A 22,680-nucleotide genomic window follows, 5' to 3' on the forward strand; every position below is an offset into this window, starting at 1 on the left:
ATATTTATACTTGATTAGATATAGACTACAGTCTACCGAAGACATCCTCTGCCAGACCTTGTCAGTTTATATAAAATAAGCGGGCCGGACTTATAAAATCCGACCCGCCACACTATTTAGCTAACTATTAATAAAGAGCAATTAAAACAGTTTTTTAATAGCTCCACCAAGTTCCTGGACAGGATTCTTCTCAGTTTCCTCACCGGAACCGGACTTTTTCTTTCCGGTAAAAGTATTGCCTATTCCTTCGAGAACATCACCGACACCCTCGATCACACTACCTACAACCTTAAAACCGGACTTGGCTAAAATGGCAGCAAAGCGAGGCAGATCAACCATAACAGTAGGATCAACAACATCACCGGTGATGGTCATGGGAACGGTCAATCCTACGAGATCCTGCATACCTTTGCCGCCCTGCCCTTCAAGGGTGCCGACAACTTTTGCATCCAATCCGTAGTCAATCTTCATTGTGTTCAAATCAAGCTTGCCGGCACCGGCAGCACGCAGCAACGGAGATTTAAGCAACAGGTCACGGTTATCCGCAACACCATTTTTAATTTTGGCGGTGGCAGAGACCTCACCGAACTCCGTCCGCTTGCTATCGCGCTTACCGAAAGCTCCTCCAGTCAAGACAGAGAAAGCATCGCCTGCGAGATAAAGAAGGTCAAAGCCGGACACGTAACCGTCCAGAACTTTAAATCCAAGATCACCATTCAGGTTGGAATAAACGGTCTTCATATCATTACCGCTTGTCTTCAACCCGGTATTAAAACTCATATGCCCGGAGAACTTATCTTCACCGGTCATCTGCTGCGACAGATCCGCACCATCCAATCCGGTCAGCCCCGCAGTTACAGACATAAGCGGTGTCTTACCGCGAACATCCACTACTGCGGAAGAAGTAAAAGCACCCTTGGCCACATTGAATGAGGCAGGCTTTACAGTCAGCACCCCGTCCTTAGCACGGGCACGAACTACGATCTCAGTTACTTTGGCTTTCTTGGCTATAAGCTCTTTTATGTTCAGATCTGCTTTAAGAGTAAGCTTACGAAGCAAGTCCACAGGAATAAGCTCTTCTTTGGACTCGGCAGATTTATTCTCCGCAGGTTTTTCTTCTTTCTTTTCAACCTTTTTCTCTGTTGCGGGGGGCAGGTAATTATCCACATTGATCTTATCAATGCCGAGCTGGGCCACAATGTCTGGCCGTTCCGGGTTGGCAAAGGAGAACAAGCCCTTAATGGTAGTAGCATCAAGATTAACCTGCAAATCCTTGATTTCGACTGACTTATTCGTACCTGCGTAGTTAAAATCCATACCCACAGAAGTCAGAGCTTTGCTATCCGCAGTTTCCACTCCCATTCCCATTTTATCCAGCGTATCCTTCAAGTTGAAGCCGGGAATACTCATATCGCCTGAAAAATTCATAGACTTGGAATTCAAGCCCTTTGCAGCAAGTGAACCTTGAGCCTTCATGCCGTAAGCATCAAGAACCAATCCGACAACATCGGCACTGCCTTTAATCATATCAAGAACCGCATCACCGGAAACCTTGACCTGACCCTGACCTCCGGGAACAGCCTTACCACTGCCATCAACCACAACACTCAACCCTTTCACGCTGAGCTGCTTAAAATCTGCGGAAATGGAGGCTTTACCTGTGGTATTGATATCCGCTTTGACTTCAGGCTTAGTGGAAGAAAGAAGTACGTGGACATTGAAACTAAAAGGACTGCCCGGAGCAAAGCCTTCAACTATTATATCGCAATCATCGACTGCCTGCCGGACATCTTCCTTACGGTCGTCCCAGACCACACGGGCGTTCTGGATATTCACCCCACCCGCAGAAAGATTCAGTTCTGTTTTACCGGGAGAAGATTTTTTCGGCTCTTCAGGCTTACTCTTTTTGTCTCCGGTCAGATCATCCCAGTTAGTCACTCCAGCCTTGTTGCGCATCAAAAAGAGCTGTAAATCAACAACATCAACATTTTTAAGCTCTACCTTGCCGGAAATAAGCGGCAAAAGCTTTAGACTGACATCAGCAGATTTAAGGCTGAACATATTCTTTTCAGAAAAACCGGCAGCATTGGAAAGAGATATTCCTCCGGTCTTTACCCCTATCCAAGGAAAAACCGAAAGTTCCAAGTCACCATCAAAAACAAGCTCGCGTCCGGTCTTATCGCGCACAGCATCCGCGATGTCCCCTTTATAATCATTAGGATTAATCAAGATTACGGCTAGGACCATAGCCACGGCTACAACCAGCACCAGACCTGCAACTGCTGCTACAACAATTTTTACTGCTTTACTCATTATCAAACTCTCCGTTTAGCGTTGGCTATGGACAGCGTTTATAAAAAACAACTCATTATCATCAAATACAAAACAAATTATATCTTCTCATGAGAGAAAATCAAACTATTAAATATAAAAAGCCGCTTATCCAGAGCAGTCCCGCTCCCGAATAAATTACAAGAAGGATTTGCCAAGCGCGTTAGAATGAGGCAAACAATACCCATGAAAAATAAGAGGTCTTTACTTCTGGCGAGCATAGCCGCCTATATATTATATTTAGTGACAATGGTTAAACTTCCGGGGCTTCTGGACCACCTCATCAATTCGGATTGGCCCAGAATGTTCGGACATAAATTCGCTCGAAAAATGAGCGACACTACCTTGCTCTACTTCTGCCTTGGGCATATGGCCGTATTCGGAGCAATCGTACCGCTTATCATTGCAAAAAAATTCGATCTCAAACCGCACAGAAAGGTTTCCGGGACCATTCTCTGGCCGAGTATAGCCGTACTGATCGGTGCTTTTATGTTTTACGCGCACAATCAAGGCTTTCTGCCTAATATGCTAAATCCAAATCCTGACCCGGCCTATATGACCGAAGCATTTTTTTACATCTTCCCCCTATCGCTGGGGCTCTGTGTATACTCCTGCTTCCTGCTGCCCCGAGCAATAATGCACCTAACGGATCAGAACAAGTATTCGCCGATCCTTGAGGCTCTCATCGCCGGGGGAACGATGCTGATTTCATGGAAGGTCTACACACTGAACCCACACATTGTGCCGGAAAAAGTATTCTGGACCGGAATCGCCATTGCTGCGGCAGGAGCACTATCACGTTCTTTCTACCTTGCATTTATAGCCTGTTTTGCCACTCTCTATGGTGCATCGATGGTTATCCCTGTTTTCTATAAAATACCGTGGCAACCTATGTTGCCCGGTTTTCTGGCTGCTTTCGTGGCCTTCTGTCTCTACCTGCATTCGCGGGACACCCGCAAATTTCCACTGCAATAAAAAATAAAAGGGGAAGAATCGACAAGCTCGATCCTTCCCCTCATTTTTTTATAAACAGCTAAAATCAATTCAACATTTTTTTTAATTCCAGCAATTCATCCCTAATTTCGCGCAGCACTTCTTTATTCTGCTCTTCTCTGGACTCTTCGTGGCTGAAAAGAGGCATCTGAGCGACAGCATCTGAAGCCAAGGAACCTGCATCCTGAAAAACATCTACAGTGATGTCCTCCGGGGAATCAAGTCTCTTGCGTGCTCCCTCAATGGTCAAACCCTCGTCATGCAGCAAAGTCTTGATCCGGCTGATCAATGCAATATGCCCGTCATTATACAAGCGCTGACCGGATTCCGTACGAATCGGCTCCAGCTGCTCAAACTCGCCCTCCCAAAACCGCAACACGTACGATTTAAGGCCCACAAGCTTGGCTGCCTGCCCGATCTTATATATTTTTTCTTTACTCTGCCCGCTCATAGAAAAAACTAGTACCAGAGAGCCATCCCTTAGAAAAGCCTAAACAGGCAAATATCTTCCTGATAATCATAATTCTTAATTGAAATTTCCACTAAAACAAGATGACAGACACCGCACCTAACCCCCTCAAACACCTGTTTATTTAGAAAAAGGGATAGAATCATTAAAAAAACTAAAAAACCTGCTTGACAGCAGAGGCCCTCTTACGTAGAACCTTCTTCGTCGACAGCGAGTCGGCACCCAAAAATAGGCGCGTAGCTCAGGGGGAGAGCGCTTGCTTGACACGCAAGAGGTCAGCAGTTCAAAGCTGCTCGTGCCTACCAGAAGATTCAAGGGTTTAGGATTAATTCCTAGACCCTTTTTTTGTGGACGGTCAACCGAACGGTCAACCATTGTGGGTCTACACCAATTAAAGGGGCGCAAGCCCGAATGATCAAATTTCTAGCCGTTGATGGGTCGACACCAAAATTACGGACGCTCGACTATTTTCAACGCATTATAAACAAAAAAAGCTGGAGGCTGTCACTGCACCGACACAAACCCTAAAATGAATTAATTTCTCTCCCATATCCGCTAGGAGGTGGACCAAACAATGTGCAATAACAGCATACGGTAGTCGTCCTAATTATGTGGATCATTTCTTTTTGCGCATCATCCATTCTTTAGAACTAATCAAACTAAATCTTTAGTTGCCTGCTTTCGATCACAAGCGAATTCATTTCTTTCATTAATATAAAAATCGCAACCAACTTCAAGACTCTTTTTCAATTTGGCTTTTGCCCTATGAAGTCTGATTTTAGCTGTTTCAACTGATATCTTGAGAATTTCAGCTATCTCCTTATGTGTAAATCCTTCGATTTTATTAAGGATAACGACCGTTCTATAGTCAGGCGGCAGCCTGTCAATAAACTCCCTGATGCAATCATTCATTTCATCACGAATTAAAACTCTGTCAGGCGAGCCTATATTGTCGTTGGCCTTGGAAACAATTTCTTCGATTTCAGGCAAATGAATCTGGAGAGGCGCAAGCGGACCAGCATAAGAATGTTTGAATGATGATGATTTCAATTTGTCCAGAGCAGTTTTTGTAGCAATCATATAAATCCAGGTGGATAACTTCGAGTTTCCTTTGAACGTATCCAGACCCTTATTAATCTTCTCAAATACTATCTGGGTAATTTCTTCTGCTTCGTGCTCGCCGACAAATCCCTTTAGGTAATGATGAATCTTTGAATAATATTCATCATAAATTTCATTGAAAACGAGTTGTTTGACCATAATTCACATCTTGTTAATGAGTACTTAAATTTGCCGCTATCAATAGCAACAGTATTTAGCCGATCATTCAATGCAGTTTTGAATACATCTAACCAAGACTCCAGTCCATAACATTTCATATAGATTTTAAAGTACTACTGACTAATAAGCACTATCCGTCCGTAAAACACATTCAGTAACTCCTGCAATCGAGATCCGACAAAGCCAGACGAAATGGTAATTTTGTTTAGCGTAAGGTAATAATTTTCAATTTATCCTGCATCAGGGTGTATCCTTTTTAATTTTGAATCGTCTAAAAATAGAGAAAGCCAAGCAGCACCTACATCAAGGTACATCCCTTTCAGTTCTTAATCGTCTATTTTTTTGAATCATTAAAAGGAGGGCAAATGATCGGACATGAATTTAGTGGGAACTACTGGTGGCTATTCCCGTTGGTAATGTTATTATTTTGTCTTTTGTTTATGCGAGGCTGCTCTCTCAGCCGAGAAAAACCTAGCGGAAAGATGTGTAGATCTTGGGGACATAAAAGGACTGAGGAATCTACGTTGAAAATTCTTAACAAACGATATGCCAACGGAGATATTAGCCAAAAGGAATATGGGGGAAAAAAAGAGAATTACTAAAATTAATTATATGGGTAGCCCCCCGGAGAGAATGGGGAGAACTGTAATCACAATTTCAAAAAATATTATAAGGAAATAATAAACAATGACTGATACATTTACACTGGAAGTTACAAAAACTGACAAAGTTTGTGCCGCAGGAGAGAAATTCGGACGCAAGAGTCAGGAAGAAAATTTAACCCCTGTTTTTTCATGTGAAGGAGGCTGTATCAAGGGAGAAATTGCCCGACAGACTGCGAACCTTATTGCCAAGGCAGACGGATATGCCCGAGCTTGTCATGGAGAGTTGTTTTCCGTCCCTCACTCTGATCTGGCCAAATGGATCAGGCAAGCAGAAAAGGTAGTAGTTATTGATGGCTGCTCCTTGTTTTGCCATAGTAGAATGGCAGATAAAATCATAGACAAGGACAAACTGGTCGTAATTGATTCCCTTTCCATTCACCAAAAATACGCAAACCTGATGGATGTTGACGATGTGCCTGAGGAGGAAAGAAGGCAGACAGCTGAGGAGGTTGCAAATATTATCCTTTCCAACTTGAAAGAGGGCATTTCCTTCGAAAAAAGCGACCAAGCTTGTTCCGAATGCTGCAATCCTCAAGTCAGTAACGACTGTTGTTCCTAAGCAAAAACAGGGTCAACCGACGGTCAACCGATGCCTATAACATCCCTATAACATCACTGAAAAATGTTGGACCTCAAGAAAAATTGACCAATAAATTCAAACTATTAAGACCGTTATGTCGTGCTTGACACGCAAGAGGTCAGCAGTTCAAAGCTGCTCGTGCCTACCAGAAGATTCAAGGACTTAAGAAGAAATTCTTAAGTCCTTTTTTCGTTTTAAAAAATGGCAAGAATTACACTAAGGCACTCCAATCCTGCCGCCCTGCTCACAAACGAAGTCCACCAACACAAAATAAGACACAACTAATTGAATGGACTTACTTTATTTTTATCCAATTTTATTTACCGAAACCCGTGTTAGGTATATTCGTTAATTGCCCCGATAGGTCTTTCCTGACTTTGGGCGGGCAATTTTAACAACGGAGAAATACGTGAGCCTGATACACGGAGTGGATAACACTTCATGCCGATCCCATATCATTCGGGAGGCGGTTCCTAACGACTTAGACTTTGTAATGCAGCTTGAACGTGAGTGCTTTGCGGAGAAACGCCAGAGTTCAAAGCGAAGCCTGCAAAACAGCATATCCAGCACCAGCCAGCTTGTGTTGATCATTGAAAGCTCCACCGGACGTAAAAAAAACGTTAAAATGGGTGCAGCCGTAATTATCCATTACAAACGCTCAATTCGAATATATTCACTGGCCATCGACAGAAATTATAGAAAAACGGGAGTTGGCGAAGCCCTCGTTAGGCACATCATCAACTTTGCATCCAGTCATGGATATGAACGGATTTCACTTGAAGCTGACATTAACAATCCGAGACTGGTCGACTGGTACAATAAATTTGGGTTTGAGGCGGCAAGAGCCCTGCCAGACTACTATGGACCGGGAGAATCCGGACTCAGGATGTCTCTGGTGCTCTCTACCCAAAAAACAGTTCAGGACAGATTACTTATAGTTACAGATGATGTCAGATCATTGAAGAAATGGTCTTCGGAACTGACTTTATGCTCTGCCCAAGACTACCTTTCGGACCATAACTATGCAAAATCCAATAGATTTCATATATTAAACATCTGTAATTCTTACAAAATCCACTCATTGGGGTATTATGTCTCTTTGCTGGCTAACGCACGCAATCACATGGTTATTCCGTCCGTTGTAAACATGAAAGATGTCACAACTCCTATGGTTGCGCAAAGCCTCCTTGATGAAATCGAGAATTATCTTGCGGCAAAGTTGTCACTTATAACAAAGCAGAACTTCTCCCTGACAATTATCATGGGTAAATCGAGCGACCAGCGATTTAGTGAACTGGCTCAGAAGTTGTTCCGCCTTTTTTCGATTCCATTCTTCAGTCTATGTCTTCAGCGCAAAGACCGTTGGGTAGTGAAAAAGATTAAAGTGCTGTCTGTAAAAAATGTTATGGCTGAGCATGAACATTTGCTGCAGGAAGCTTTGGGTGAATACAGTGCGAAAAAACGCTATACCCGTCCACGGCTCAAGCATTTCAAATATGATCTGGCAATTCTGGTAAACCCGGAAGAGAAAACTCCCCCTTCCTGTCCTGATGCACTTGATAGATTCAGGAAAGCAGCGGAAAAAACTGGTTTTTACGTGGAATTCATTACCAAAGCTGACAAACGTCGAATATGCGAGTTCGATGCCCTTTTTATTAGAGAAACAACAGCAATTGAAAACCATACATATGCCATATCGCGGCATGCATACACAGAAGGTCTTGTCGTAATTGACGACCCATGGTCCATAATGCTTTGCTCAAACAAAGTATTCCTCCATGAGAAACTTGGCAGCGAAGGGATTTGTCAGCCACGCGGATGGCTACTCACCAAGAAAGACATCTCTGAGAAACGCACTCAATCGTTAGTGTTTCCGCTGGTCTTAAAACTTCCTGAGAGCTCATTCTCTCAGGGAGTATATCGAGTTGATTCACACGCCGAGTTGCAGGAGCGTTTAAATGAGATGCTGAAAAAATCAGATCTGGTTATTGCTCAGGAATTCCTCGTCTCGGAATATGACTGGCGGATTGGCGTTCTCGACAATAAGCCGATCTTCGCATGCAAGTACTTTATGGCTAAGAATCATTGGCAAATATACAACTGGGATTCATCCGATGCGGTCGATTTCAGCGGCCAACATGAAGCTGTCCGCATAGATCAGGTGCCACCTTCAATCCTAAAGGCTGCGGTAAGGTCATCATCGCTTATCGGAAATGGTTTTTACGGTGTGGATCTTAAGGAGATAGGCGGTAAGGCCTATGTAATCGAAGTAAACGACAACCCGAATGTCGATTTCGGTATCGAGGACCAATTGCTCGGCAATGAGTTATACGAGCGAATTATGCAATCTATTTTCGACCGGATCGAATTGGAACGCCAACAAATCCGGTATATTTCTTAAAGATATTAAATAAATCTCTTTCGACAAGAAGAGTTAAGCAACAAAAAGGCCGCTCCCCTTCAGGAACGGCCTAATGCATACACAAATAATATGGGTGCCTAAAGCAAGCACTCTGCAATACTATATGAAGTTTTCTTTTGGACCAAAGGCAAAGCTTCTTCGAATTTTAAATTTACCTTGTTTGCGATTGTCACAATTCGTGTTTTATAAATGATCCATTTATAATTTTCACCGCGAACGACACTACTGTTAATAGTGGTGCTGGTTCCAGACTGAGCTACAGTGTCAGCACTGTTCGCATATTTATCACCAGCAATTGGTCTTTCTCTAAGCTCTACATCAACTACGAAAGAATAATACACATCTTGCACCATTGTATCTGCAAGAAATGCTATAGCAGAACCAGCCAAAGCTGCACCACCGATACCATATCCGCTAGCGCCGAGCACTGCTGCGGTTCCCGCACCAGCCAGGGCTCCAGAAAAACCAGCTCTCAGCGAAGAATAAGCTTCCTCTTTTGTAGTTTTGCCTGCCTGAAGAATTGTAGCATGAAGCATAAGGTTAGCTTCTTTTGGATTATTCGTAATTTTTATTCCTTCCATACCAAGCTGACTGGACAGAGTCTGGAGCATAGACTGACGCAAGCCATTACCGCTCGCATCACGAACCCTGACATAAGCAATTCGCTCAGAAGGAGCTAACGGCTCCAAAACAACTGCTGCGGACATTTTAGTTTCAACTGACAGATCTTTTTTCTGAATAGCAGTACGAGCAGCACCACAACCAACAAGTGATAGAACCATACATAGTAAAAATAATTTTCTAAGTATTTTCATTACGACCCCTTTATTTTTTTTATCAATTCTTTACATAACCTTAAAATTGAGGTCAAGTAATCATTATAAAAATAAGAAGATCACACACCAACTCAAAATATGTGCTACTATGCTAAAAATAAAAAATATATTTGCAATATTAGTATTTCTCTCTACATCTAGTTTTGCTCCGTCCACAGCCCACGCATTGACAGAATACGGAAAACAACTGGCACTAGGAATGTGCCCGAACCGTGCCCCCCTTTGTGTGCAAAATGCAATCACTCGCATTCAAAACGAATGTAACCAAAAACTTGAACTTATAAATCAAGCAAAGATTTCAGATAGGCAAAGACTGGCAAGAACGTGTTCAAATTATCAGAAGGTAATAAAAATTTGTGGAAGAGACGTAGTAAAAACTGCAAGAGGACATCAACTTCAAAATCAACATAATCAATCACTACAGGGGATAAAAAAAGACAGACTGGAATCTATTGTTAACTTGACCAGAATCATTAATGATTTCGCTTACTCTACTGCAGCAGATTTAGATAAAACTCAGATGGTTAGGGGGTCCAAAATTGCAGTAGACACCTTCACTAAAGCCACATTCTCTGACCAGCCAATCAAAGATGCTTTTAGAGACTCATTAGCTAAAAATATCCCCGCACCTAGAATGGGCACGATAGGTAAAGCACAAAACGCTATAGAATTTCATCAAGCTTTAAAAAAATTCAATAAAGCTTGGAATACAGAGTTGCCACCCAAAAGATTTCATACTCAAAAATAACACGGACAAACACTCTTTTACATTGTTTAATCAGAATTCTACCTCTGGATCACCGGGAGTATATTTTGAAAGCTCAACAGAGAAATGACCTACTGAAACTTCACTTTTAACTTTTACCGGAATGCGCAATTCATCCGCCGTGAACCACATTTTGAGTGTCGCGTCGGGGCTTTTCTTGAAAACGCCGCCCAGATCTTTAATCTCAGGCTCGACCACGAATGTATCATACTCTTTACCTGCAACAGTGATGGTCTCTCTTCCCGTAACCATAGCCCGACCAATGACCGATTTTTTACCGTCTGTTATCGGACAGACAAACTCGTAACCTTCTTCCAAAGGCTGGGTACGAAATGAAAAGAGGATGGACAGAGGATCATGCTCGCCGGGATAGATGGGCAACTTCTGGCGAAAAGTCCCGTCTGAACCGTATCTGGTTACTGAAAAGGTATTCCAGTCGAAACGCAAGGTTATATCCCTATGGTAGTCCCCTTCGCGCTGTTTTTTAAAATAATAAAGAGCCGAATCCATGCCCGGAGTAGTAATGGATTCAATTCGATTTCTCACCTTGTAAAACACATCCACGAAATCATTTGTGCGGGCCGTTGCATTGAATATAGGACCGGATGTCCCGTTACCTTTTGATGTGGTCAGCTCCGCATATCCGGCATGAAATACAGTCCAGTAAAGATTGTATTCAATTTTTTCTCCGGGATGGAAGGGAAGTTTGGATTCTGCATGCGCTGCGCAGGCAAAGAAAATAGTAAGTACGGCACTCAAAAAGCCAGCTGCGAGCAGAGACCTAACCATGTGATCGTATAAATATTTCTGCATACTCCTAAATCACATTTGAGCTAGTGGAAGTCAATATACGGATCAGATATGCAAATCTTTTTGATATTGGCTGGGAGAAAATCCGTGAATCGCTTTGAAGCTGCGTGAGAAATGAGCCTGATCAGCGAATCCGGCCTGTAAAGCAGCATCAAGAAGCGGAACACCTTGGTCCACTGCTCTACGGGCTAGATAAACTCGACACTGCATGAGATAGGCATGAGGAGGGAGGCCGGTGATGGCCTTGAACTGCCGCAAAAAATAATATGGTGAAAGCCCTGCAACAGCGGCAATATCATTCACAGAAATATTCTCAGCCGCATTTTTACGGATATAGTTTACAGCTTTTTTCACGGCTTCTGTATTGCGTATAACCGGGCATGGAGACCGGCTTTCATCTCCGTGACGCAAAAAGACTTCCGCAACAACCTGCATCATCAAGCTTTCTGCCGCCAGCATGTTCTTCTGGGCTCCTTCCATGAATTGATGTGCATGGAGCAAAGCAGAAGACACATCCCGGTCAAAAAGTACTGGAGATTTAAAATACGAAACACTGCGCCTATCACCATAGAGACCGAAAAAAATATCGCTGAGCAGCTCATCATTGAAATAAGCAACACGATAGCGGCACCCATCAGGGACTGCGGATTCTCCGTCATGAACCTCGCCGGGGTTGATAGCAATCATTGCCGAAGCCGGAGCAACGCGCTTGGCACCACCGAGTCGAAACTGCTGGACACCATCTTCAATAACACCCAAGGCATAACTCTCATGGCTGTGCTTCTTGAATGAAAAAGTCTGGATCTCCGCCTTGTAAAGAGACACCCTGCTCTCTTTTACAGGCTTCCATAATCTGGCCCAATCTTTTTTATTTTTTCCCATTATCTTAAACACTCACATGTAGACAAGCAGTCAGTTTAAGGATCATTGGAGACAATTACTTGCCGCATAATCAGAAGCAAATCAACATATACGGACTTTACGGCAAGTTATTATCTTTAGACCAACTTATTGTTTGGATTGCAGAATCATCGACCAGTGGTGTATATAAGCATTTAATTTACTGTGATAATATGCGCAAAAACTAAGGAGAACTCTAGATAATGCCTAAGCAAAAGCATACCGCACCCAAAATAGTCTTAATTACTATTTTAATTATATTAGGATTTTGCGTGTCTTTTTCAGCACTTGCAAATCAGGACTATGATTTTTTACGGAGCAGAGTGCAGAACTATCAGGCTTTTGAGGCTGAAGAGCTTGCGACTTATGCGAGCGTTGAGGATATGATTGTTCAGTCGCAAAAAGAATTTGCAAAACTACTTCAACGTTCGCAAATTCTTTTTATCTCAGAAAGAGCATCTGCAACCTCTCCAATAGAAAGGAAGTTTGTAAAAAATACTCTGAATGATTTGCGAGATGATATTCAAGAAATCGTCGACAAATTAAGAAATGCCAAATCAGAGTGTCTGTCCAGAATTGAAGTTCTGAAATCATTTGAACAGCTGGCTTCCAGCATGCCGGAAGGCACTCCTAAAGATTTAATCGCTATTTATCGAGAAAGATTCAAATCAGTATCCGAATTACGCATAAAATCCAAAAAACAACTTTCACGCATCAACCTATTGGATGCGCAAGGTGTGAGGATGCTTGACCGGATAGAGAAGCTGGAAAAAGGAGAAAAACAAAACCTGCTTCAGCTCTGGAAAGCTTACCTATTGACAGGAAAAACTCCCATATTCAGCTCTGATTTTTGGGAAACATCTTTTTCACTGCATAATTGGGCCCAGCTGAGAAAAGCTGAATACACAGCAGCTCTGCAAAATTACAAAAGTGAATGGCTCAAACATTTCTCTGTTCTAATCGTTGTCCTTTTCATCTGCTTTTCAATTAAAGGTTTAGTTCAGAAAACAATTACGTGGCGCTATTCAATACTTCACGAACACAGGAAAATAAGAATTTACACTTTTACTGCTCTGTTCAGTATTTCTTTATGTATTGCTAACATGCTTGTGTCCACAGGAACATTGGAGCTGTTCTCATATTTTGTTTTCTGCGTATTCTTTTATTCCATTTTACGCCTTTCCAAATTCCTGTCTCGTGATAAATTTTTAGTCACCAGCGGCAGTTTCAGGATGTCAGTGCTGTTATTTATAAGTGTGGCTATGATCTCACTACACGTCCCCAGCAAATATATTACTATATTTTTTCTGTTATTCACCTTCGGTTCATGGACGATCAGCTCAACAAACGCATGGCGTAAAAACAGATTTAAGGGACTGGTTCGATCAACTCAAAAAATCAGCTTCATTACTCCACTTGTGATCCTTTCCTTCCTGGGTTTCGGAAGAATGGCCTGTCTGGTTGCTATTCTATTGTGCCTTGGAATTTTTATACGTTCCTTTGGAAGATTATGGGGACAGATTCTGTTTGTAAGCACAGAAAAAGGAGAAAAACTGCTCAAAGGATTAATCAGCGGTCTTGCTGTTCCTCTAGGCTGGGGGATTGCCTTTTTGATTGTTTACTACTGGCTGACAATCTTCCTTGGGCCGACTGCCATTGACGATGTAATGGCCAGACAGATCAATATTTATGGATTTTCCCTGACAATAGGTAGTATTGTTTCTTTGGCTGTTTTGTTTTTCATAACCAAAAGCTGTGTAGCGGCGTTTAATGTTTCCATAGAACATGTAGGCAATAGATGGCCCAGAGGAAAGCGCGGCGCAGTACCTTCGATGCAAACTCTCTTCACTTACACTGTATGGTCACTGTTTGTGATAATTTCCATGAGAGTTCTCGGGGTAAACCTTACAAGCATCGCCGTTATCGCCGGTGGTCTTAGTGTCGGTATCGGTTTCGGCCTCCAGAATATAGTTAACAACTTCATCAGCGGACTGATTCTGCTGTTTGGGCGGTCTATCCAGCAGGGAGATGTTATCGAGCTTAACGGCCTCTGGTGCACTGTGCAGAAAATCAACATCCGCACAACTTTGGTTGAAACATTTGAAAATGCGGTAATCATGATTCCCAACTCCGACCTTGTAACAACCCAGATGACCAACTGGACCAAAAACAGTTCGACTTTGCGGCGGGATATCCTTGTGGGAGTTGCCTATGGCTCTGATACAGCTAAGGTTAAAAGCACTCTTCTAGCAATTGCCGAAAAAAACGAACATGTCCTTGCAACGCCTGAACCTTATGTCCATTTCAGTAATTTCGGCTCAAGCAGTCTGGATTTCATATTAAGAGTCTGGATCGATGACATTGATTACTCCATTAGAGCAATGTCTGATCTGCGGTTTGAAATAGACAACAATTTCCGGAAAGAAGGCATAGAGATAGCTTTTCCGCAATTGGATATTCATGTTAAAAACATGCCTGAGGCTAAACCTTCCAAAGGCAGCGCATAACCGAAAGTCAAAGAATAGGGGAAGATCATGCCGCTTCGAGTCATTGAGATAATAGCCCCGAGCGAAGATAAGGATGAAATATGTAAAACTCTTGACGAGCATCGTCCTGATGAAGGCTATGTTTTTTGGATTTCTTCAAATGAGGAAGAGCACTCCCTTACATTCAAGGTTGTTATGGATGTGAAGGAATCCGAGAATGTACTTGATCGTCTAGAGTCCTTTTTTACATGGAAAGACAAATACCGCATAGTTGTCTTTCCTGTTGAAGCTACTATTCCAAGACTGAAAGAAATTGAAGAGGAACCGCCTGCCGAGGACAATCAGAAAAACAATCAGAAAAAGATACAAAACAGATTAAGCCGGGAAGAGCTCTATACCGATGTGCTTGATACGTGTGTGTTGTCCCGAAGCTACATTCTGCTCATAATTTTTTCATCAATAGTCGCAGTCATAGGACTTTTGAAAAACAACGTTGCAATCATAATCGGGGCAATGGTTTTAGCCCCCCTGCTGGCACCGAACGTAGGACTGTCGTTAGCCACAACACTCGGGGATAATGATCTTGCAAAAACATCCTCCAAAACCCTTGTTGTAGGCATTTTACTGGCCTTTGCCATTACGTTCGCAACCGGGGTGTTTACCGGAGTGGACATCAATGAAAACTCTTCCGAACTAATTTCAAGAGCTTCGACTGATTTTTCAGATATTATTCTGGCGATGGTGTCCGGGGCAGCCGGGATCATATCTTTCACATTAGGAGTTCCAACCTCTTTAGTCGGGGTAATGGTCGCCCTGTCTCTACTGCCGCCTCTCAGTGCCTGTGGCTTATTTTTAGGAGCAGGCCACACTTCACACGCCATGGGTGCCGCCACTTTGTTTTTTGCAAACATAATCTGCCTCAATCTCTCAGGAGTGATTTCCTTTCTGCTAATGGGAGTACAACCGCTGACTTGGTGGAAACGGGAGGAGGCAAAAGCATCATCTATAAAAATTATTGCGATTTGGGGTGCTCTGTTGGCAATCTTAAGTGCTCTTTTATACTTTGGATTAGTTAAATAAGCATGTCCCAAAGATTATTTAGGAGAATTTATGGCAAGATTTCTAAGAAATAAGGATCAAAAGGCCGGACTGCCTCCTGGATCATTGATTTTCACAGGACAACACAAAATCTCCACGCCTGAACTCAGGCTTATTGAGTATGACAGTTCCAACCTGACCGACACTGCCATGGAGTCGCTGGCCGATATTTCAGAAGAATCTGAAAGCAAAAAAAAGACATGGCTGAACATAGACGGGATTCACGACTCTGAACTGATAAAAGAACTCGGTGAGTGCTTTAATATTTCAGCGCTGGCATTGGAAGATATACTTGATACAGGGCAACGCCCTTTCATCGAGGAGTATCAGGATTATCTGTTCTCCACTATGAAAATACTAGTATTAGGCGATGCCGATCAGGAAATCTTTGCCGAACAAGTCAGCTTTATTCTACAGGAAAATCACCTGATATCATTCAACGAACAGCCGAATACCATTTTTGATCCGATCCACAAGCGGCTTAAAAAGAACAAAAGCAAAATACGAAACAACGGCACAGACTACCTCTTTTATACGCTTTTGGACTGTGTCCTTGAAAACTACCTTAAAGTGATAGAAATCACAGGTGAAAGGATTGAGGACCTTGAAGAGGAGGTAACCGTTGAACCTTGTCCGGAACATCTGGAAAGCATAAATTTCTATCGCCGAGAAATTGCATACATTCGTAAATCAATTCGCCCGGTGAAAGAGATTGTCTTAAAAATTAATAAACTTGATTCTGAGCTTGTTTCTGATGACACAACAACCTACATGAAAGACCTGCTGAACATGATGGATCAGGCTTTGGATTCGCTGGAAATCTATAAAGATATTCTCGGTGATCTATTCACCACCTACAGTATGTACATGGGAACCCGCTTGAATGAGACCATGAAATTCCTGACTATCTTCTCTACAATATTCATCCCGCTGACCTTTATTGCCGGGCTGTATGGAATGAATTTCACGACTATCCCCGGCCTAAATTCCCCCCACGGCTTTTACCTGTCAGTCATAATTATGGGCGCAATTTCTGCCGGAATGCTGGTATTATTTAAACTTAAAAAATGGCTTTAAAAAAGTAATCCTATCCTTCTACACCTCACGTAACTGCCGTTGAATCTACCTTCAACGGCAGTTAAGGCATCTGCATATTAAATCTTCCATATTCATGATCACCCACAACGCTCATGGGTATATTGAGTACCCCATACATACCCAATAGGTAGCCTTGCGACTAAAGCTTATACCTGTTCAAACTTCTCCCGGACTTAATTAATAAACTTTATTTACGTCCATTTAAACACGAACAAAGTGTAAAAAAATCTAAAAACAACAGTATTAGACATTATGTTTTTTAGAAGCAGATAATTTTACTTCAGTACTCTTCGTTCACAGCTTAGTTTACAGCTAAAAACAGCGTTGAAAAAAACTATAGTAAAATTATAATGCACCATTTTTTATCCTATCGAGTGATAACAACTTCGCATTTTTGTCTATTTTTATCGATTAATTATTTACCAATTCAAAATGCATAATTCTTGAAACATAGTTACCCCACATACTTTTGTGGGGTTTTTCCGTTTCAGGCTGCTGCAAAGCGAAGCCACCACTCCATTACACCGTTGTTCGCTAAACAAACATGGATAATTTCAATGGAAAACTGGAAAGATCAGATGAAAAACATGGTCGATAACCTTGAACGTTTAAAACAGTACATTAACGTCACTCCCGATGAAGAGGAGGCCATAAACACTTTGAACACCAAGTGGGGGACAACTCCGCATATGGCTTCGCTGATGGATAAGGACGATCCCAATTGCCCTATCCGCATGCAGGCTATCCCTTCTCTCAAGGAAACCAAAAATGAATTTGGCCTCGACAACTATCTGGTTTGGAAAGAAAATCGTGACACCGAGGAAAAAAGACCGGACTGCATTGCCCGCCAATACGTGGATCGTATTGCCTTTACCGTCACTGATATTTGCGCCAACTACTGCCGCCACTGCTTCCGCAAAGAACTGGTTGTAGATAAGAATCTGGAATTGCGCTTTGATCTGGAAGAAGGAATAGACTGGATAAGGGAACATGAAGAAATACGGGATGTACTGGTTACCGGTGGCGACCCGCTGCTCCTTTCTGATGACCGCATTGATCACCTGTTAAAAAGCCTGCGCTCAATTGACCATGTCGAAATGATCCGTTTCGGAAGTCGTGTTCCCATCGCCATGCCGCAACGCATCACTCCTGAACTGCTCGAAGTTCTGGGAGGCGACCACGAAGTCCCCGTATGGCTGAACACCCAGTGCAACCACCCAAAAGAACTGACTCCGCGAACTCGTAAGGCAGTTTACGATCTGTTAACCGCCGGAGTAAACGTCGGCAACCAGATGGTACTGCTCAAAGGAATTAATGACGACGTCGAGACCTTCCGTCACCTTCACCAGAAGCTTTTACAATACCGCATCCGTCCCTATTACGTATTTTACTGTGAGCCTGCGCCCGGCATCGACCATTTTCGCACTCGAGCCGAGCTTATCCGCGACGGCCTCAGAGGGCACACCACCGGTCTTGCACAGCCCATGTATGTATGCGCGACCAATATCGGTAAAATTCCGCTTATGCCGGACTACTACTGTGTAGATAAAAACGATAAAGAATACACTTTCCGCAACCACCGCTGGCAGACAACCACTATGCCAGTGATCAAAGATTAGAAAAATTATTCAACTGAAACAAATATTCAGAATTACAAGGGCTCACGACACAGATCGTGAGCCCTTTTTTGTGTACTGAGCACAACCTTGCGAAGAATACCAAGAACTGCTATCAAACCCTACACTTTTCCGGATTTCATTCAAAATCCCACATATTTTTTCGATAAATGAAATTTTGTTTATCTGAAAATTCTTTTTGAGCACACTCTTAACTAACATCAGGAGGGAAGATGTTTTCTTGGTACTTCAAAAGTAACCTGTTGATTCGAATCATTATCGGTCTGGTATTAGGAGCCATTGCAGGACTTATTTTAGGTCCTGAAGCAAAAATCCTGTCTCCGCTGGGAGATATATTGGTCCGATCACTGAAAATGATCGTAATGCCTGTAATCGTCTCCACCATCATCGTGGGCGCAGGCAGTGTAAAACCCAGCCAGCTCGGTAAAGTAGGCGCTAAATGTATGGGTCTTTACATGCTGACTACCGGATTTGCGGTTGCCATCGGTCTCTTTTTCGGAAACATTCTCCAGCCCGGTAACGGTCTTGAACTGGCCGCAGAAGGCGCAGCCCTCAAAGTCGCAGCTCCCAAGGCAACATCCTTTCTCGATATCCTGATCAACATCATCCCCAAAAACCCGTTTGCAGCTATTACCACCGGTGACGTTCTCTCCACCATTTTCTTCTGTATCATCACAGGTATTGCCATCTCCATGCTGCGCCACAGTGAAGACGCACGCATCAAGAATGCAGGGGACTCCCTCTTCTACCTTTTCGAAGGTCTTGCTGAAGTAATGTACATCATCATCGACTGGGTACTACAGTATGTTCCCATCGGTGTTTTCGCGCTTATCGCCGTTGTTTTCGGTGCTCAGGGATCCAAAGCAGCCGGACCGCTGGGAGTAGTCGTAATTGCGACTTACCTCGCTTTTGCCTGCCACATCTTCCTTATTTACGGCGGTGGCCTGCTGCTTTTCAAGATAAACCCGATCAACTTCTTCAAGAAAGTTAAAACCGCTTCCATTGCCGCATTCGTAACCCGCTCCAGCAGCGGCGTACTGCCCATCAGCATGGAAGTTGCCGACAAGGAACTGGGCGTAGACAAAAGCATCTATTCCTTCTCCCTGCCGCTGGGTGCAACCATCAACATGGATGGTACCGCAATCTATCAGGGTGTATGTGCTCTGTTCATCGGTTACGCCATCGGTGAACCCCTTACCGCCAGCCAGCAGATAACCGTCATCGGGACCACTGTTCTGGCTTCTCTCGGTACTGCCGGTATTCCCGGCGCAGGCGCAATCATGCTCATGATCGTGCTCAACTCCGTGGGTCTTGAAATCACCGCAGGCTCACCCACAGCACTGGCCTATGCCATGATCTTCGGCATTGACGCCCTGCTCGACATGGGCCGCACCTGTACCAACGTTACCGGCGACCTCGCCGTAACCTGTGCAGTAGCCAACAGTGAAAATGAAATTAATCATGAATGCTGGGAAGCCCGCGAAGTTACACAGGAATAACCACCTGTACCACAACGCAAAAAAGAAGGCCGATTCCATCTGGAATCGGCCTTTTTAATTGAGTTTTAAAACCGTTCTATGCATTCTGCGGATAATCGGTAACCAGCCCGGTCACACCCCACTTTGTGAGCCGCTTCATATCTTCCACTTCGTTAACCGTATACGGATTAATTGCCAATCCTGCTTCACGCGCAGCCTTGACCTTATCCTCAGTAAGATAACGGAAGCCCGGATGCCAAGCGTCTGCATTTGCAATGCGGGCAGCCTCAAGCGGATCTCCGGCATATTTATGCTCAGTCAACACCCCGGTAAGAATATGCGGGGCAACTTCTTTACTTCTGCGCACGTAGTCATGATTAAAGGAAGAAACCACCACCTGATCATCCATGGATTGCGCCCGGATAACTCCAAGCACCTTTTCCACAATATCCCCGGCAAGTGAATTCGGGACCGCTTTGCTAAGGTCCTTAATCTCCACATTGATCCACATATCCAGATCCCTGCTTACTTTCAGAGCCTCAATCAAAGTGGGGATTCGCAAATCAGAAGGAAGATTTTCCGGCAGTTCCCGCCAAGGCTGCTCAATATATTTGGGCGGGCAGAAACGGCGCGGAAAAACATCAGCGCTGAGTTCCTTTATTTCAGTAAGGCTGAACCTCCACGGCAGTGCCGGAGGATTACCTATAAACAAAGGATGCACACTGGCATTGGTGGACCGCAGCAAATTGAGGTCGTGGAGGAGAATGACTTCCCCGTCCTTGGTGACCTGCACATCAAGCTCCCAGCCGTCCGCCCCGGTCTCTTTGGCCTTGCGTACAGCTGCAAGTGTATTTTCAGCCGCAAGGGAACGTCCCCCGCGGTGCGCCCAGATCAATGGACGTTCATTTATTAAAGATAAAGACATTATATAATCCTAATGATTCAAAATCTGCTCCAAGAACATGCGGCTGCGTTCTTCTTTGGGCGCGGTAAAGAACTCCTTCACCGGAGCGTATTCAACGATCTGGCCCTTATCCATGAAAACCATGGTATCGGCCACTTCACGGGCAAAGCCCATTTCGTGGGTGACACAGATCATGGTCATGCCCTGCTCAGCCAGTTCACGCATAACATCGAGAACTTCCTTGATCATTTCCGGATCAAGGGCTGAAGTAGGTTCGTCAAAAAGCATGATCTTAGGCTGCATAGCCAAGGCACGGGCAATCGCCACGCGCTGCTGCTGACCACCGGAAAGCTGTCCGGGGAACTTGTTGGCCTGCTCTGCAATTCCGACTCGCTCAAGGTAAGAATGAGCAAGATCAACAGCCTGCTTGCGGGGCATGTTGCGCACATGAATAGGACCGGAAATAACGTTATCCAGAATGGTCATATGCGGAAACAGGTTGAACTGCTGAAAAACCATGCCTACCTCGCGGCGAACACGTTCAATCTGCTTCACATCATTGGTCAGCGGTGCACCGTCGACAACGATGGAACCTTCCTGATGCTCTTCCAACCTGTTGATGGTCCTAATTAGGGTTGATTTACCTGAACCGGAAGGTCCACAGATGACCACCTTCTCCTGCTGACGAATCTGAAGGTTGATATCTTTCAGTACGTGGAACTGCCCGTACCATTTATTGAGGCCCTGTATATCGATCACAACCGGGCTGTCCCCGAGATGTGTAGCTGTGTTTATATGTGCGGTTGTCATTATATTTCTCCTCTATTTACTTGCGGAAGGCATCTTGCGTTCAAGGTATTGACTGTAACTGGAAAGAGCGTAGCAAAGAATCCAGTACCAGAAGGCAATGAATACGTAAGCTTCCTCCAGCCTGCCGAACCATTTGGGGTTGGAGGTGGTGGCGAATGCGATTTGCAGAAGGTCCACCAGACCTACGATGCCAACGAGGGAAGTATCTTTCAGGATTCCGATGAAGTTGTTGACCATGGGCGGGATAACAATGCGCAGAGCCTGCGGCAGAATTACCACGATGGTCTTTTTCCAATAGCTCATACCCAGCGCGTCAGCAGCCTCATACTGTCCTTTGCTGATGCCCTGCAAACCGCCACGAATATTCTCCGCAAGATAAGCGGAAAAGAACATGGTGATACCGACCAAGGCGCGCAGAACCTTATCCAGTTCCATACCCGCAGGCAGGAACAAGGGCAGAACTACGGAAGCCATGAACAAAATGGTGATCAAAGGCACACCACGGATTAGCTCGATATAGGCCACACAAAAGGGCTTCGCGATAGGCATGTCCGAAGTTCGGCCCAAGGCGAGCAGCACGCTGATAGGGAAAGCTGCCAGCATAGCGACAATGGAAAGCATGATGGTCAGCATCAAGCCGCCCCAATAGTGGGTTCCAACCACGGGAAGACCGACAATTTCGCCGCCGTAAACAAGCGCGAAAACAACAATGGGCGAAACAAACCAGAGAATTTTGAGCAACCTGCTGCGGCGATAGGATGCCACAAGACTGAGGCTGACCAGAATCACCACGATGCACAGAGCGATCAGCGGACGCCAGCGCTCTTCAGCCGGGTAAACCCCGGTCATGAACACAGGCCACATGTCACGGATAAATCCCCATGCCGCCCCGGAGTATTCTTTTGCAACTTCCGGGTCGAGAGTGATGGAGGCATTGGTTACCGCCCACTCCCAGAAAGGAGCCACCGCCGACCAGATGGCCCAGCAGGAAACAATGGTCAGCACAGCGTTGTACCAAGGGCAGAGCAGATTCTTGCACACCCAGCCGATTACCCCCACTTGAGTTGCCGGGGGCTGTCTGTCAGGAATATTTCTGACTGGAGTATTTTGGGCCAT

The 22,680-nt window shown here is 44.2% G+C and carries 18 protein-coding genes and 1 tRNA gene; 10 read left to right on the plus strand and 9 right to left on the minus strand.

From position 1 onward, the window contains the following. Nucleotides 1-141: 141 nt before the first annotated feature. The gene (locus DESAL_RS14675) at nucleotides 142-2,313 is read right to left on the minus strand and encodes an AsmA family protein (RefSeq protein WP_015852766.1); all 2,172 of its coding nucleotides are present in this window, start codon (nucleotides 2,311-2,313) and stop codon (nucleotides 142-144) included. 204 nt (nucleotides 2,314-2,517) lie between these two features. Here DESAL_RS14675 and DESAL_RS14680 point away from each other — a divergent pair, with 204 nt between their 5' ends. Then, a complete protein-coding gene (locus DESAL_RS14680; protein WP_015852767.1) occupies nucleotides 2,518-3,306 on the plus strand; it encodes a hypothetical protein in 789 nt (262 codons plus the stop codon). A 64-nt stretch (nucleotides 3,307-3,370) separates the two neighbouring features. On the opposite strand, the gene DESAL_RS20645 is transcribed toward DESAL_RS14680, so the two are convergent. Further along, nucleotides 3,371-3,775: a MerR family transcriptional regulator gene (locus DESAL_RS20645; protein ID WP_015852768.1), complete on the minus strand. Its 405-nt coding sequence runs from the start codon at nucleotides 3,773-3,775 to the stop codon at nucleotides 3,371-3,373. Nucleotides 3,776-4,023: 248 nt separating this feature from the next. Between DESAL_RS20645 and DESAL_RS14690 the strand changes: the two genes are divergently transcribed. Continuing rightward, nucleotides 4,024-4,098 (plus strand) — tRNA-Val (locus DESAL_RS14690). Between the two features lie 349 nt (nucleotides 4,099-4,447). Here the strand turns inward: DESAL_RS14690 and DESAL_RS14695 are convergent. Continuing rightward, nucleotides 4,448-5,053, minus strand: a complete 606-nt coding sequence (locus tag DESAL_RS14695; RefSeq protein ID WP_015852769.1) for an RNA polymerase sigma factor — start codon at nucleotides 5,051-5,053, stop codon at nucleotides 4,448-4,450. Nucleotides 5,054-5,761: 708 nt separating this feature from the next. Here DESAL_RS14695 and DESAL_RS14705 point away from each other — a divergent pair. Both DESAL_RS14705 and DESAL_RS14710 read left to right on the plus strand, forming a co-directional pair. After that, nucleotides 5,762-6,298, plus strand: coding sequence for a putative zinc-binding protein (locus tag DESAL_RS14705; protein WP_015852771.1), 537 nt, complete (start codon nucleotides 5,762-5,764; stop codon nucleotides 6,296-6,298). Between the two features lie 430 nt (nucleotides 6,299-6,728). Continuing rightward, nucleotides 6,729-8,720 (plus strand): GNAT family N-acetyltransferase, encoded by a 1,992-nt coding sequence (locus DESAL_RS14710; RefSeq protein WP_015852772.1) that lies wholly within the window; start codon nucleotides 6,729-6,731, stop codon nucleotides 8,718-8,720. A 98-nt stretch (nucleotides 8,721-8,818) separates the two neighbouring features. Here DESAL_RS14710 and DESAL_RS14715 read toward each other — a convergent pair whose 3' ends face one another. After that, nucleotides 8,819-9,556, minus strand: a complete 738-nt coding sequence (locus DESAL_RS14715) for a complement resistance protein TraT (RefSeq protein WP_015852773.1) — start codon at nucleotides 9,554-9,556, stop codon at nucleotides 8,819-8,821. A gap of 109 nt (nucleotides 9,557-9,665) precedes the next feature. Here DESAL_RS14715 and DESAL_RS14720 point away from each other — a divergent pair, with 109 nt between their 5' ends. Then, the gene (locus DESAL_RS14720; protein ID WP_015852774.1) at nucleotides 9,666-10,325 is read left to right on the plus strand and encodes a hypothetical protein; all 660 of its coding nucleotides are present in this window, start codon (nucleotides 9,666-9,668) and stop codon (nucleotides 10,323-10,325) included. 30 nt (nucleotides 10,326-10,355) lie between these two features. Here the strand turns inward: DESAL_RS14720 and DESAL_RS14725 are convergent, their stop codons facing one another. Continuing rightward, a complete protein-coding gene (locus DESAL_RS14725) occupies nucleotides 10,356-11,156 on the minus strand; it encodes a DUF3108 domain-containing protein (RefSeq protein WP_015852775.1) in 801 nt (266 codons plus the stop codon). A gap of 42 nt (nucleotides 11,157-11,198) precedes the next feature. Further along, entirely contained in the window at nucleotides 11,199-12,035 is an 837-nt protein-coding gene (locus tag DESAL_RS14730) for an AraC family transcriptional regulator (RefSeq protein ID WP_015852776.1), read from the minus strand. Between the two features lie 290 nt (nucleotides 12,036-12,325). Here DESAL_RS14730 and DESAL_RS19835 point away from each other — a divergent pair, with 290 nt between their 5' ends. The 5 genes from DESAL_RS19835 (at nucleotide 12,326) to DESAL_RS14755 (ending at nucleotide 19,871) form a co-directional block, all read left to right on the plus strand. Beyond that, nucleotides 12,326-14,560: a mechanosensitive ion channel family protein gene (locus tag DESAL_RS19835; protein ID WP_197528753.1), complete on the plus strand. Its 2,235-nt coding sequence runs from the start codon at nucleotides 12,326-12,328 to the stop codon at nucleotides 14,558-14,560. A gap of 27 nt (nucleotides 14,561-14,587) precedes the next feature. After that, entirely contained in the window at nucleotides 14,588-15,619 is a 1,032-nt protein-coding gene (locus DESAL_RS14740) for a TIGR00341 family protein (protein WP_015852778.1), read from the plus strand. A gap of 30 nt (nucleotides 15,620-15,649) precedes the next feature. Beyond that, complete coding sequence (gene corA / locus DESAL_RS14745) at nucleotides 15,650-16,714, plus strand: magnesium/cobalt transporter CorA (RefSeq protein ID WP_015852779.1); 1,065 nt, start codon at nucleotides 15,650-15,652, stop codon at nucleotides 16,712-16,714. 578 nt (nucleotides 16,715-17,292) lie between these two features. After that, nucleotides 17,293-18,354 carry a KamA family radical SAM protein gene (locus tag DESAL_RS14750; RefSeq protein ID WP_015852780.1) on the plus strand — a complete coding sequence of 354 codons (1,062 nt, stop codon included), beginning with the start codon at nucleotides 17,293-17,295 and terminating at the stop codon, nucleotides 18,352-18,354. Nucleotides 18,355-18,584: 230 nt separating this feature from the next. Beyond that, nucleotides 18,585-19,871 carry a dicarboxylate/amino acid:cation symporter gene (locus tag DESAL_RS14755; protein WP_015852781.1) on the plus strand — a complete coding sequence of 429 codons (1,287 nt, stop codon included), beginning with the start codon at nucleotides 18,585-18,587 and terminating at the stop codon, nucleotides 19,869-19,871. A 76-nt stretch (nucleotides 19,872-19,947) separates the two neighbouring features. Here the strand turns inward: DESAL_RS14755 and DESAL_RS14760 are convergent, their stop codons facing one another. From DESAL_RS14760 to DESAL_RS14770, 3 genes are read right to left on the minus strand one after another with little or no spacing between them, the layout of a single operon-like run. Then, nucleotides 19,948-20,775, minus strand: a complete 828-nt coding sequence (locus tag DESAL_RS14760) for a glycerophosphodiester phosphodiesterase (protein ID WP_015852782.1) — start codon at nucleotides 20,773-20,775, stop codon at nucleotides 19,948-19,950. Between the two features lie 9 nt (nucleotides 20,776-20,784). Next, nucleotides 20,785-21,564: an amino acid ABC transporter ATP-binding protein gene (locus tag DESAL_RS14765; protein WP_015852783.1), complete on the minus strand. Its 780-nt coding sequence runs from the start codon at nucleotides 21,562-21,564 to the stop codon at nucleotides 20,785-20,787. Between the two features lie 12 nt (nucleotides 21,565-21,576). Beyond that, nucleotides 21,577-22,680, minus strand: coding sequence for an amino acid ABC transporter permease (locus DESAL_RS14770; RefSeq protein WP_015852784.1), 1,104 nt, complete (start codon nucleotides 22,678-22,680; stop codon nucleotides 21,577-21,579).

Origin of the sequence: Maridesulfovibrio salexigens DSM 2638 (assembly GCF_000023445.1) — a bacterium.
GTDB classification, from domain to species: Bacteria; Desulfobacterota; Desulfovibrionia; order Desulfovibrionales; family Desulfovibrionaceae; genus Maridesulfovibrio; species Maridesulfovibrio salexigens.

What these genes read in the sequence shown, in the direction of transcription:
- DESAL_RS14675 (WP_015852766.1), bottom strand. Translation starts at nt 2,313, where the DNA reads ATGAGTAAAGCAGTAAAAATTGTTGTAGCAGCAGTTGCAGGTCTGGTG.
- DESAL_RS14680 (WP_015852767.1), top strand. Translation starts at nt 2,518, where the DNA reads ATGAAAAATAAGAGGTCTTTACTTCTGGCGAGCATAGCCGCCTATATA.
- DESAL_RS20645 (WP_015852768.1), bottom strand. Translation starts at nt 3,775, where the DNA reads ATGAGCGGGCAGAGTAAAGAAAAAATATATAAGATCGGGCAGGCAGCC.
- DESAL_RS14695 (WP_015852769.1), bottom strand. Translation starts at nt 5,053, where the DNA reads ATGGTCAAACAACTCGTTTTCAATGAAATTTATGATGAATATTATTCA.
- DESAL_RS14705 (WP_015852771.1), top strand. Translation starts at nt 5,762, where the DNA reads ATGACTGATACATTTACACTGGAAGTTACAAAAACTGACAAAGTTTGT.
- DESAL_RS14715 (WP_015852773.1), bottom strand. Translation starts at nt 9,556, where the DNA reads ATGAAAATACTTAGAAAATTATTTTTACTATGTATGGTTCTATCACTT.
- DESAL_RS14720 (WP_015852774.1), top strand. Translation starts at nt 9,666, where the DNA reads ATGCTAAAAATAAAAAATATATTTGCAATATTAGTATTTCTCTCTACA.
- DESAL_RS14725 (WP_015852775.1), bottom strand. Translation starts at nt 11,156, where the DNA reads ATGCAGAAATATTTATACGATCACATGGTTAGGTCTCTGCTCGCAGCT.
- DESAL_RS14730 (WP_015852776.1), bottom strand. Translation starts at nt 12,035, where the DNA reads ATGGGAAAAAATAAAAAAGATTGGGCCAGATTATGGAAGCCTGTAAAA.
- DESAL_RS14740 (WP_015852778.1), top strand. Translation starts at nt 14,588, where the DNA reads ATGCCGCTTCGAGTCATTGAGATAATAGCCCCGAGCGAAGATAAGGAT.
- corA (WP_015852779.1), top strand. Translation starts at nt 15,650, where the DNA reads ATGGCAAGATTTCTAAGAAATAAGGATCAAAAGGCCGGACTGCCTCCT.
- DESAL_RS14750 (WP_015852780.1), top strand. Translation starts at nt 17,293, where the DNA reads ATGGAAAACTGGAAAGATCAGATGAAAAACATGGTCGATAACCTTGAA.
- DESAL_RS14755 (WP_015852781.1), top strand. Translation starts at nt 18,585, where the DNA reads ATGTTTTCTTGGTACTTCAAAAGTAACCTGTTGATTCGAATCATTATC.
- DESAL_RS14760 (WP_015852782.1), bottom strand. Translation starts at nt 20,775, where the DNA reads ATGTCTTTATCTTTAATAAATGAACGTCCATTGATCTGGGCGCACCGC.
- DESAL_RS14765 (WP_015852783.1), bottom strand. Translation starts at nt 21,564, where the DNA reads ATGACAACCGCACATATAAACACAGCTACACATCTCGGGGACAGCCCG.
- DESAL_RS14770 (WP_015852784.1), bottom strand. Translation starts at nt 22,680, where the DNA reads ATGGCCCAAAATACTCCAGTCAGAAATATTCCTGACAGACAGCCCCCG.